This window comes from Streptomyces phyllanthi, from assembly GCF_009377205.1.
Classification (GTDB): Bacteria; Actinomycetota; Actinomycetes; order Streptomycetales; family Streptomycetaceae; genus Streptomyces; species Streptomyces phyllanthi.
Map to the genome: position 1 here is coordinate 1 of NZ_VJZE01000303.1, position 11,321 is coordinate 11,321.

At 70.6% G+C, this 11,321-nt stretch carries 9 protein-coding genes and 1 pseudogene; 3 read left to right on the top strand and 7 right to left on the bottom strand.

The features are described 5' to 3' along the window. Positions 1 to 531 (bottom strand): annotated as a pseudogene (locus FNH04_RS31315) (hypothetical protein); the annotation flags it as partial. 350 nt (positions 532 to 881) lie between these two features. On the opposite strand from FNH04_RS31315, the gene purN reads away from it, so the two are divergent. After that, positions 882 to 1,520 carry a phosphoribosylglycinamide formyltransferase gene (gene purN / locus FNH04_RS31320; RefSeq protein ID WP_322724374.1) on the top strand — a complete coding sequence of 213 codons (639 nt, stop codon included), beginning with the start codon at positions 882 to 884 and terminating at the stop codon, positions 1,518 to 1,520. After that, on the top strand, positions 1,517 to 3,136 hold the full coding sequence (gene purH / locus FNH04_RS31325; RefSeq protein WP_322724375.1) for a bifunctional phosphoribosylaminoimidazolecarboxamide formyltransferase/IMP cyclohydrolase: 1,620 nt from the start codon (positions 1,517 to 1,519) through the stop codon (positions 3,134 to 3,136). Before purN ends, purH begins: the two co-directional genes overlap by 4 nt. A gap of 100 nt (positions 3,137 to 3,236) precedes the next feature. On the opposite strand, the gene FNH04_RS31330 is transcribed toward purH, so the two are convergent. The 5 genes from FNH04_RS31330 to FNH04_RS31350 form a co-directional block, all read right to left on the bottom strand. Beyond that, positions 3,237 to 5,114 (bottom strand): PhoX family protein, encoded by a 1,878-nt coding sequence (locus tag FNH04_RS31330; protein WP_152789152.1) that lies wholly within the window; start codon positions 5,112 to 5,114, stop codon positions 3,237 to 3,239. Continuing rightward, positions 5,114 to 7,279: a peptidoglycan recognition protein family protein gene (locus tag FNH04_RS31335; protein WP_152789153.1), complete on the bottom strand. Its 2,166-nt coding sequence runs from the start codon at positions 7,277 to 7,279 to the stop codon at positions 5,114 to 5,116. Before FNH04_RS31335 ends, FNH04_RS31330 begins: the two co-directional genes overlap by 1 nt. Positions 7,280 to 7,288: 9 nt before the next feature. Then, the gene (locus FNH04_RS31340; RefSeq protein ID WP_152789154.1) at positions 7,289 to 7,741 is read right to left on the bottom strand and encodes a hypothetical protein; all 453 of its coding nucleotides are present in this window, start codon (positions 7,739 to 7,741) and stop codon (positions 7,289 to 7,291) included. A 140-nt stretch (positions 7,742 to 7,881) separates the two neighbouring features. Next, entirely contained in the window at positions 7,882 to 8,334 is a 453-nt protein-coding gene (locus tag FNH04_RS31345) for a hypothetical protein (protein WP_152789155.1), read from the bottom strand. Positions 8,335 to 8,441: 107 nt separating this feature from the next. Beyond that, on the bottom strand, positions 8,442 to 9,383 hold the full coding sequence (locus tag FNH04_RS31350; RefSeq protein ID WP_152789156.1) for a hypothetical protein: 942 nt from the start codon (positions 9,381 to 9,383) through the stop codon (positions 8,442 to 8,444). A gap of 135 nt (positions 9,384 to 9,518) precedes the next feature. Between FNH04_RS31350 and FNH04_RS31355 the strand changes: the two genes are divergently transcribed. Next, positions 9,519 to 10,514: an ArsR/SmtB family transcription factor gene (locus FNH04_RS31355; protein WP_152789157.1), complete on the top strand. Its 996-nt coding sequence runs from the start codon at positions 9,519 to 9,521 to the stop codon at positions 10,512 to 10,514. A gap of 266 nt (positions 10,515 to 10,780) precedes the next feature. Here FNH04_RS31355 and FNH04_RS31360 read toward each other — a convergent pair. Continuing rightward, positions 10,781 to 11,321 (bottom strand): hypothetical protein (locus FNH04_RS31360; RefSeq protein ID WP_152789158.1); only part of this gene is annotated, 541 nt, incomplete at its 5' end.

The window sequence follows — 11,321 nt, forward strand, 5'->3', positions numbered from 1 at the left end:
GCGGAGGGCGCTGATGCCCCAGTAGAGGGCCAGCGCACCGAGCAGCAGTGCCACGTACGGCCAGCTGAAGAGCGAGAAGAAGAACGCCCACATGCCCCCCAGCAGGGCGAAGCGCGCACGGCGCTGGGCCGGGTCCGTGGGGTCCCAGCGCAGGCCGGAGCCTCCCGGACCGCCCTCGGGGCCGCCCTGTCCGCCGCCGGAGGGACGGGGGCGCTCGCCGAACCCGCCGCCCGGAGCACGGCCGGGCTGGCGGTCGCTCCACTGGCTGCCCCAGGGGGAGTCGCCGTTCTGGCCGTCCCCGTCCGTGCCCTGCCCCTGCCCGCCCGTGGGACGGCGCGGCTGCCACGGCCGGTCGGGCGCGCCCTCGGGGGGCGGCGCGAACGGATTGTCGTCGGACGGAGCCTGAGGTCCACGCCCGCCCGCGGCGTCCTGGCCGGTCTCGGGCACGTCCTCACCCTCCCGCGGCGGCGTGGGCGAGGAACGCCGCTCGCGCAGCAGGAGCGGAGGGAGTCGGAGGCTGTGGTCCGGCATCAGGTGTGCGTCTTCCCCTTGGAATCAGTACTTCTTGGAGCCGTACTTCCAGTACTTCGGGTGCTTTGGGTCCAGTGCTACGTCGTGTGCTGCCCGGGAGCGGTCCCCGGAACCTTTCGTACCCGTCCTGGTCAACGTCCCAGCCGCGCAAGGCGTTCCCCCCGCTGAGCCGTGTTCCCCGGTCGGATGCTTCCCAGACGGTACCTTCCGGCCACGCCCCCGTCCCGTGGGGGCCGTCAGGTGTGCCGGTATCGTTGCTGACGGTCGGCCGCTTCGTAGACTTCCCCGTACAAGGGGGCGCGAAGCATTCGTACGACCGTACAAAAGACTCCCCGAGAAAGGGCCCCGTCGTGGCCGAGTCCGTGGTCAAGTCCGCGGCCAAGCGCCTTGTCGTCCTGGTTTCCGGATCCGGTACCAATCTCCAGGCCCTGATCGATGCCATCGCCGAAGTCGGGGTCGACGCCTACGGCGCCGAGATCGTGGCCGTCGGCGCCGATCGCAGTGGTGTCGAGGGGCTTGCCCGTGCCGAGCGCGCCGGGCTGCCGACGTTCGTGCGGAGGGTGAAGGACTACGGCACCCGTGACGAGTGGGATGCCGCCCTCGCCGAGGCCGTCGCCGCCCACGAGCCGGATCTCGTCGTCTCCGCCGGGTTCATGAAGATCGTGGGCAAGGAGTTCCTGGCGCGGTTCGGGGGGCGGTTCGTCAACACCCATCCGGCTCTGCTGCCCAGTTTCCCGGGAGCCCACGGCGTACGGGACGCGCTCGCGTACGGCGCCAGGGTCACCGGATGCACCGTCCACTTCGTCGACGACGGCGTCGACACCGGACCGATCATCGCCCAGGGCGTTGTGGAGGTCCGGGACGAGGACGACGAGAGCGCTCTGCACGAGCGCATCAAGGAAGTCGAGCGAAGACTGCTCGTCGATGTCGTGGGGCGGCTCGCCCGCAACGGCTATCGCATCGAGGGACGAAAGGTAGTTATCCAGTGACCGCCGAGAGCACCGACAGCACTACGACGGCCGAGAGCGGCACCGCCAAGCGGGCCATCCGTCGTGCGCTCCTCAGCGTCTACGACAAGACCGGGCTCGAGGAGCTCGCGCGTGGGCTGCACGAGGCCGGGGTCCAGATCGTCTCCACCGGGAGCACCGCCGCCCGGGTCGCCGACGCCGGCGTCCCCGTCACCAAGGTCGAGGAGCTCACCGGCTTCCCCGAGTGCCTGGACGGGCGCGTCAAGACCCTGCACCCGAAGGTGCACGCGGGCATCCTCGCCGACCTGCGGCTCGAGGACCACCAGCGGCAGCTCGCCGAGCTCGGTGTCGAGCCGTTCGACCTCGTCGTGGTCAACCTCTACCCGTTCCGCGAGACCGTCGCCTCGGGCGCCACCCCCGACGAGTGCGTCGAGCAGATCGACATCGGCGGGCCGTCCATGGTGCGGGCCGCCGCCAAGAACCACCCCTCGGTCGCCGTCGTCACCAGCCCCGCGCGGTACGCCGACGTCCTCTCCGCCCTCAAGGACGGCGGCTTCGACCTCGCCGCCCGCAAGCGGCTCGCCGCCGAGGCCTTCCAGCACACGGCCGCGTACGACGTCGCCGTGGCCTCCTGGTTCGCGTCCTCCTACGCCCCCGTGGACGACTCGCAGTTCCCCGACTTCCTCGGCGCCACCTGGGAGCGCGCGCACACCCTCCGCTACGGCGAGAACCCGCACCAGCCCGCCGCCCTGTACACCTCCACCGCATCAACCAGCGGCTCCGCCGCGGGCGGCGGCCTCGCCGAGGCCGAGCAGCTGCACGGCAAGGAGATGTCGTACAACAACTACACGGACACGGACGCCGCGCGCCGTGCCGCGTACGACCACGACGAGCCCTGCGTGGCGATCATCAAGCACGCCAACCCGTGCGGTATCGCGATCGGCGCGGATGTCGCCGAGGCGCACCGCAAGGCGCACGCCTGTGACCCGCTGTCGGCCTTCGGCGGGGTCATCGCCGTCAACCGGCCGGTCAGCAAGGAGATGGCCGAGCAGGTCGCGGAGATCTTCACCGAGGTCATCGTGGCGCCCGACTACGAGGACGGCGCGCTGGAGGCCCTCACCAAGAAGAAGAACATCCGCGTGCTGAAGGCCCCGAACGGGCCGGCCGGCCCCGTCGAGCTCAAGCCCGTCGACGGAGGCGCGCTGCTCCAGGTCACCGACCGGCTGCAGGCCGAGGGCGACGACCCCGCCAACTGGACCCTGGCGACGGGTGAGGCGCTCACCGGTGAGGAGCTCCAGCAGCTCTCCTTCGCCTGGAAGGCGTGCCGGGCCGTCAAGTCCAACGCCATCCTGCTCGCCAAGGACGGCGCCTCGGTCGGTGTCGGCATGGGGCAGGTCAACCGCGTGGACTCCTGCAAGCTGGCGGTGGAGCGGGCCGGGGAGGAGCGGGCGCGGGGCTCGTACGTCGCGTCGGACGCGTTCTTCCCGTTCCCCGACAACATCGACGTCCTGGGCGCCGCCGGTGTGAAGGCCATCGTCCAGCCCGGCGGCTCCGTCCGTGACGAACTGGTCGTCGAGGCCGCGCAGAAGGCCGGCATCACGATGTACTTCACGGGGACGCGGCACTTCTTCCACTGATGCCGACGCCGGACGTGGATGCCGTACCGGGGCGCCCCTGGTACGGCATCACGTCGCACCGCGCTGTCAGCGGCGGAGTTCCCGTCCGGCGCGGTGCACGTCAGCTCTTCGGGAGGTGAACGGCCACGGTGGCGGAACGCGGGCGGCCGCCCGCCCCGTGGCCCGGCCAGCTGCTGACGGCGCGAGGGTTCCCGGCGTCCGGGACACCCCACCGGGCCGTGCGCTCGCCAGGATGCTGGATGTTGACGAACAGCGTCTGTCCGTCCGGTGTGCCGGCGACGCCGGTCACCTCGGCGCCGCGCGGCGCGGTGAGGAAACGACGGACCCTCCTGGTCGTGGGGTCGACGGCCAGCAGGGCGTTGTTCCCGGCCGCCTGGTGGGCCGGGTCAGGACCGTTCAGAGCGTGGCCGGAGACACCGGTGGAGATCCACAGCGTCCCGTCCGCGGCGAACCAGAGTCCCTTGGGAGAGGCGAACGCGCCGTCGGCGGACAGGTCCGGGTCACCGCCGGAGAGGAACTCGGCCCAGGAGAAGGAAGGCGCCGGAGCGCCTCCCTCCCTCTGCTTCTCACCCTCACTCCGTTCCTCGCGCCAGCGGATGATGCGCCCGTGGGGATCGGCGCCGCGCGCGCACGCCTCTGTGGCCCCCGCGTTCCGCGCCACCTCGCCGGTGCACGGGGAGCCGCCGGTGCCGCCCGCGAGGGCGAGGTAGACATCGCCGTCGAGCGGGCTCACCGCGACCCGCTCCGGTCGGGCGAGGGGGGTCGCGCCGAGGGCGTCTGCGGCCAGCCGGGCCCGTACCAGGACATCGGCCTGGTCCCGCCAGCCCTTGTCCCGGGTCAACGGGCCGTACCCGTACCTGAGGGGCAGCCACTGGCCGACGCCGCCGGGGGAGATCCTTGCCGCGTAAAGGGTGCCGTGGTCCAGGGGGCTCTCGCCCCGGGCGCGAAGTATGCGCCACTCGTCCGCGCTGACGTACTTGTAGAGGTACTCGCCGTCCTCGGCGTCCGTGCTGTAGACCACGAGGCGCCCGGCGGCCTCGGTCACCGTGGCGCTGCCGTGCATGAAGCGTCCGAGTGCGGTCCGCTTGACCGGCACCGAGGACGGATCCCGGGGATCCAACTCCACGATCCAGCCGAAGTCCTCCGGTCGTGACCCGGCAGCGGCCAGGTCGAACCGCGGATCGGCGCGGTGCCCGGGCCGGCCGAAGCCGTCGGCGGACAACCCGTACCGGACGTGCTTCTCGCGGCGTCGCCAGCCGGGATCCTCGGTGCCGAAGAAGGCGTTGAAGTTCTCCTCCGTGGCCAGACAGGTGCCCCAGGGGGTGACGCCCTGGCCACTGCAGGCCAGCACGCCTCGTGACCTGCCCTCGACCGCCACGGGACCGGAGAACCGTACCGGTGAGTCGCCCGTGATCCTTCGGTTGTACGCCGAGTCCACGGCCTTCCACGTACCGCCGGACTCCCGCACCTCCAGGACGGTGAGGCCCTGGGCGGCGATCGCCTTGTCGGCTTCGCCGCCCAGCAGGTCGGGGTCGGTTGCCTCGTGGCTGATCACCAGGAGTCCGCGGCGACTGCCCGCGGCGCCCTCGGCCAGGGGGAAGAACTGGACGCCGTGGTGGTGGCTGCCGACCTGCACGGCTTGTTCGGCGGCCGTGTTGCTCCCGTCCGCCCGCCAGCGTGGCCCCGACGCGCGCACGGCCTGGCCCCAGGGGGCGAGGACGTCGGCGGTGAAACCCGCGGGGACCGTGACGGCGTCGGCCTCGCTCGCCGCCACCGCGGCGAAGGCCGACAGGCCCCGGGCGGCCGTGCCGGACCGCCCTGCCGACGGGGCGGTGGCCGACGGCAGGGGAGCAGCGGTGGCCCTCGATGTGCCCAGGCCCAGCAGACCGGCGGCGGCAAGGACCGCATTCGCGACAACGCCCCGTCGGGACAGTCCGGTTGCCGCGGAGTACGCGGTGTCGGGTCCCTCGTTCCGCATCACAGTCTCCCCTGGTTGAGGGCGGTCTGCAGGGCCTTGGTGGTGGCCGTGCCCCAGTCGCCGTCCACCGTCAGATCGGCGCGGATCATCTTGTTGAGGTGACCTTGCAGTGCCTTCACCGTGGCCTGGCCGACGTCGCCGTCCACGATCAGGCCGGCGTCGGCCCAGGTGTTGAGGTGCTGCTGCAGCGCGCGTTTGGACTCCGGCCCCCAGGCACCGTCCGCGGTGACGCCGATCGCCCGCTGTGTCGCGGCGATCGTGCCGGGCCCGAACTGTCCGTCCACCACGAGCCGTTCACCATCGGCATAGCGGCCGTACGCCACCTCGGTGGCGGGTCCCCAGAGCCCGTCGGCCTCGGTGCCGACCTTGGACTGGAGCCAGCGGACCCCCGCGTCGGTGAGCGGGCCGAAGACGCCGTCCACGTCGAGGGGCGGGGTGTGGCCGAGTCCGTTGACCGCGTGCTGCTGGGAGCCGACCGAGCGTACGGTGGTCAGTCCGCCGCCCATGTGCCCCGGGGAGCCGCCGGTGTGGGCCACGTAGGCCGCCTCCGTGGTGGTTCCCCACAAGCCGTCGGCCTCGACGCCGATCCTGCCCTGCAGCCAGCGGACTCCGGCGTCGGTGCGGGGGCCGAAGTCGCCGTCGACGTCGAGGGGCGGGCTGTAGCCGAGTGCGTTCACCGCGTGCTGCTGCGAGGCGATGGAGCGGATCGTGGACAGCCCGCCGCCACTGCCGCCCTGGCCGGTGTAGGCCACGTACGCCGCCTCGGTCAGCGGCCCCCACAGCCCGTCGGCCTGCGCGCCGACCTTGTTCTGGAGCCAGCGGACACCCGCGTCGGTGAGCGGGCCGAAGACGCCGTCCACGGTCAGCGGCGGGCTGTGGCCCAGCCCGTTGACGGCTCGTTGCTGCGAGGCGATGGACCGCACGGTGGTCAGCCCGCCGCTGGAGCCGTCGCCCGGCGGATCGCCCTCGTAGACCGGTTCACCGCCCACGATGGGATACGTGGTTCCCGGCAACCCGTTCTGTACCCAGGCGCGGAGCGCCGCGCCGGGGCACTGGGTGGAGTTGAGCGCGCCGTGGTAGGTCGCGGCGAGCGCCTTGCCGGTCTTCTCCCGGGCGGCGTGGTAGAGGCTCCGGATGGAGTTCTTGGCGGCCGTGGTGGCATCGCCGTCCCGGCCGATGAAACAGACACCGAAGTGCGTGGTGTTGTAACCCGACGCATGTGCACCCTCGTTGGCCCAGCCGCGCCCTTCGAAGATGCGGCCGTGCGCGTCGACGAGGAAGTTGTAGCCGATGTCCCACCAGCCGTTCGAGTCCATGTGGTAGTTCTGGATCGCCCTCGGCGTCTGGCTGGTGGGCCCCGCGGAGTAGTGGACGGCGAAGGCGGTGCGCTGCGAGAGCGGGACCTTCGCCTCACTGCGGGGTGGGCGTGCTCCCCACTGGGCACGGGAAATGATCTGAAGCTGCGCCGGGTTGCTCGTGTCGGGAACCCCGGGGTCCATCAGGGAGCCGGTCTTCGCATAGGGCAGGAGATTGCCGGGGCACTCCGTGGCGTAACCCTTGGAGTGGGGGAACATGTTGGGGCCGGCCTTCTTGCCGGCCGGAACGTCCGTCCGTAGATACTCGATCAGATTCCTGATCGAGGTCCGCATCGCGGATGTCGACTCGTCCTCGGACCGGAGGAGACCGCAGATGGAATAGAAAGCGGTGTTCCGGCCGACCGCGCCGTGGTCCGCGACCCAGACATGCCCTGCGGGCACGTTTCCCTGGGCTGGGGCATCGCCGCCGTTCGCCTCTCCCCGTTCGAGGCCACGCCCCTCGTATATCTTTCCGTGCGGACAGACGAAGTAGTTGTAGCCGATGTCCTCGTCGGCCTTCCCGTACATGTCCGACCAGGCGTCGGCGACGTCCTTCGCGCATTCCTCCTCGGTGTCGAGACCGGCCGAACCCCCGCCTCTGTGGTGGATGAACACGCCCCCCTTCCAAGGGGACCACTCGCGACTCGACCGCCCCGGTGATGCTCCTACCTCGTCGATCAGTTCCTTGGTCGCCTTCTCGTAATCCCCGTGGAAGTCCGCCCATGCCTTCCGCGCGATAAGGAGACCTCCCGTCGTGGTGGTGGCGGCATACGGGGCCCAGATTGACCGGGGCCGAATGTCGATGGACATCGAGGACTCCTAATCGAGGAAGGTGCCGCAGGCCGATTCCCACACCCACCGGTGGGAGCTGATGTCGTTGTCCATACCGGCACCGTTGGAGAACGTGTGCCTGGAGAGGTCCTCCTTGTAGGACTCGGACTTCTTGAGGCAGGCGTGGCCGCCGAGGTAGCCCGGGTACTGGTAGACCTTGACGGCCATGCCGGAGGTTCCCTTGTGCAGGATGGAGCTCGCGGCGTTGTCGGCGTTGCCCTGGAACGGACCGGAGCTGTCGCCCCAGTTCGCGTCGCTGCTTTCGGCGGTCCTGCCGAGGAGGCCGCTGCAGTCGGTGAAGTCGTAGGCGTAGAAGGAGCCGGGCGGCGCACTGTTCCAGGAGGTGTCGCACGCCGTGGATGCCTGTGCGCTGGTGGTGGGTACGAGCACACCGAGTGCCGCGACGCCGAGAGCGGCGGATATGGCCAGGGTCTTGCGCATGGTCGCTCCTTGTCCTGCGTGCCTGTGTCGCGTGTCTGAGGGAGAGCGCCGAGTGGGGTTCCCGGGGCGCCCGTGGCCCGCCGGGAGGTGGCGGGCCACGGGGTGGGTGCACGGGTCAGCCGTGCGGGTGACCGGTCGGGTCAGGAGTTGAGGAACTTGCCGCAGTCCGACTCCCACACCCACTTGTGAGAACTGATGCTCACGTTCACGCCGGAGCCATCGGTGTAGGTGTGACCGGTGAGGTCATCCATGTAGTACTCGGACTTCTTGAGGCAGGTGTGACCGCCGCCGTAGCTTGCGTGCCGGTAGACCTTGACGGCCATGCCGGAGGTTCCCTTGTGCAGGATCGACTGTGCGTCGTCGTTGTCACCGCTCTGGAACGAGCCGGAGGTGTCGCTCCAGTTGGCGTCGTTGTCGTCGTCCAGTCCGAGAGTGCCGCTGCAGGAGTCGTAGTCGTAGGCGTAGAAGTAGCCCGACGCCGCGTTGCGCCAGGCGGTGTCGCACGCCGCCGAGGCCTGCGCGGCGGTCGCCGGGACGATCACCCCGAGGCCCGCGAGGCCGAGGGTGGCGGCTGCGGCGAGGATTTTGCGCATGGTGGATCACTCCTTGTGTTGAAGGTGCCGTAGGGGTTTCCTCCACGGCTGAGGCGCCGGGGAAGTTCGGGGTGCCCTGGGATCGCGGGCGAGTCGGACGGCGGGGCTCAGGCCATGTCGCCCGTGATGTCCTCGGCGCGGTCCAGAGCCGCGAGGCTCATGTGCTCGTACGTCGCGATGGCGTCGCCGTATGTGGCGCGCAGTTCGTCGCGGTACTTCTCGTCCAGGGCGTGTGCCGTGGCGGACAGAGGGGTCTTCGTGGCGCACACGGCCTCGTCGACTGCGAGCTTCACCTCGACGGCGTGCGAGGCGTCAGGGCTCAGGCCCTTGGTGAGCTCCGGCAGCTCGGCCCGGATCTCCGGCGGGTCGGCGTAGCCGTGGCCGGCCTCGCGCATGCACGCGGACCACTCCTTGAGCGCGCTGACGAAGCGCTTGTCCTCGAGGAGGTCCGGGACGTACAGGTCGGTCAGGTTCGTGGTCGTCTTCTCTGCTCTGAACCAGGTCTCGAAGTCGCCGTAGAGCTGCTCCTTGGCTTTGGACAGACAGCTGTGGCGAGGGGTCTGGACGGTGCCGCCGCCGGGCAGCTCGGCCGTCAGCATGCCGCCTGACGGCCCGCCTTCGAGCGTCTTGCCGTAGCGGACGCGTTCCTTCTGCGGGAGCCCGTTGGCGTACGCGTGGTTCGGATCGCTCCGTTGGGCGTCCTGGAGCTTCTCCTCCAGCCGACTGCCGTAACCGTGCCTCTTTGCCCAGTCGGCATCGGTCAGTACGTAACCGCCGCCCTTGAGGTCGTCGACGGTCGGCAGGGGCCCGACCCAGTACTTGAAGCCCTCCCCCTCCATGCATTCCTTGATGAGGAGTTGCTCGGCACGCTGCACCAGGACCCGCTCGGCGTCGGTCAGTTCCCGCCCCTCGCTCCTGGAGGACTTGGCCGCGGTGTCCCGCTGCGGCTGGGCGGGGCCCGGCCGCTCACTCGTGCTGGTGGTGCAGCCCGCCGCTGTGAACGTGACGATCAGCGCGGCCGCGCATGCAGAAACGAATGCTCGCCTCATGGTGCAACGCACTCCCCCGAGTTGTGGCGCGTCGGTCCGTCGCGCCCCTTTGCTCCTCGAGCATCTCTGACGCGAGCATGGCCATCCAGGGTTTTCTGTTCTGCCTGAAAAGCCCAGGCCAACAGGGGGAAGCCGATGCTCAGGATCCACTTCACCGATGCCGACCTGGCCAGAACCCGCGTTGCGATCGCACCGGACCCGCTGTGGGAGATCTGCGCGAGCCTGCACCGTTTCCAGACCCGCCGGGGTCGCTGGGCCTACGCGGACTGGCACCGCGGCGCCCGCGCCAGACTGCAGGCCACAGCCTTCACCCGCACCCTGCGCACCCTACTGCTGCCGCTGGTCCCGCGCGCCGCCTACTTCCCCGACTTCCTCACCCCTCCCGAGGCGACCGAAGGACTTGACGCCGGCCTTGAGGCCATCCTGGCCACCCCGCAGCGCCGGGTCCTGGACGAAGTGGGCATCCTCAGCCGCACCAGTGGAGCCCCTTCCTGGGCACCGCGCCTGGCCGAGCCAGGCCTGCGCAAGGAACTGGTACAGGCGCTACGGACCTACTACGACATGGTCATCGCCCCGTACAGCGACCATGTCCAGGCCCGCATCGAGGCCGAACGGTCCGCCCGCGCCCGCGGCGTGCTCGATGGCGGGGTCGAGGGAATTCTCCAGAACCTGGGTCCCGACCTGCGATGGCAGCGCCCCGTCCTGCACGCCGTCTATCCCGAGGACCGCGACCTGTACCTGAACGGCCGCGGCCTCCTCCTGGTCCCGTCGTACTTCTGCTGGGGGAATCCGGTGACCTTCGGCGACACCACGCTGGACCCCGTCCTGATCTACTCACTCAGCCACGAGCCCCACCACACCGCGCTCCCCGGGGACCTCGGCTCCGGCGCATCCCTCGGAGCCCTGCTCGGCCGCACCCGCGCCGCCGCCCTGCGCGCCGTCTCCACCGGCGCCACCACCGGCGAACTCGCCCGCGCCACCGGAGTCTCCGCGTCATCGGCCAGCCAGCACGCCACCGCCCTGCGCGACGCGGGCCTGATCGTCAGCCACCGCCACGCCGCATCCGTACTGCACACCCTCACCCCGCTCGGAGCCGCGCTGCTCCGAGCAAACGCTCCGGCCTCCCGGTGAGCCCCACCTGAGCCCACGTCGACTTCACGTGTCTCCCGGCAGTGTGAGGTGGGCCGCCGGGCGAGGTGACAGCGGGGCTGTCCCTTTTCCCAGCGGCCTCCTCCCGAATACGCCGTGTCCTCGATCCGGGCGAGCCGGCAGCCGGTCTCCAGGAAGTGGCGCATGTCCTGCGGCGGGTGCGGGTGGGCGACGCACCGGGGCCGTGGCCCCCTGTGCGGGAGAGCCACGGCCCCGGGTGTGAGTGGTGCGAAGGCGCCGTCCGCGGATCAGTAGCGCGGGCGGTTGAACCAGGTCGAGGCCTGGCCGTTGACCATCGCGGCGAGGATGATGCCCGACATGGCGAGCGAGACGATGCCGCCGAAGGTGGCCGAACCCGAACCGCCACCGACGATGTTGACGATGCTGCCGAGGACCAGCAGCGACGAGTACACGATGGTCGTGATCCGGATGCCGCTGCCGCCGCTCTTGAACTTCACACCCAGGAAGATCGAGAGCGCGCCCAGGGCCACGAGGAAGATCGCGACCCCGATGCCCAGCGCCGCGAAACCGTCGGTTTCGTCGCCCGAGCCCACACCGCTGGACACGTCCTGGACCGCGCCCACGAGGAAGCCGAAGACGATACCCGCCAGGAACTGGAAACCGGCGGTGATGAACAGCATCACCCGCGCGGTCTTCATCAGACCCGGCATCTCCATCTGGCCGCCGCCGTAGCCGTAGCCCTGCGGAACCGGCGGAGCCTGCGGGTAGCCGTACTGGGGCTGGCCCTGCGGGGCGCCCTGCTGCGGGTAGCCGTACCCGGGCTGGGCG

Coding starts and splice junctions, on each gene's coding strand:
- FNH04_RS31340 (WP_152789154.1), bottom strand. CDS start 7,741: ATGCGCAAGACCCTGGCCATATCCGCCGCTCTCGGCGTCGCGGCACTC.
- FNH04_RS31355 (WP_152789157.1), top strand. CDS start 9,519: ATGCTCAGGATCCACTTCACCGATGCCGACCTGGCCAGAACCCGCGTT.
- FNH04_RS31330 (WP_152789152.1), bottom strand. CDS start 5,114: ATGCGGAACGAGGGACCCGACACCGCGTACTCCGCGGCAACCGGACTG.
- FNH04_RS31345 (WP_152789155.1), bottom strand. CDS start 8,334: ATGCGCAAAATCCTCGCCGCAGCCGCCACCCTCGGCCTCGCGGGCCTC.
- FNH04_RS31335 (WP_152789153.1), bottom strand. CDS start 7,279: ATGTCCATCGACATTCGGCCCCGGTCAATCTGGGCCCCGTATGCCGCC.
- FNH04_RS31350 (WP_152789156.1), bottom strand. CDS start 9,383: ATGAGGCGAGCATTCGTTTCTGCATGCGCGGCCGCGCTGATCGTCACG.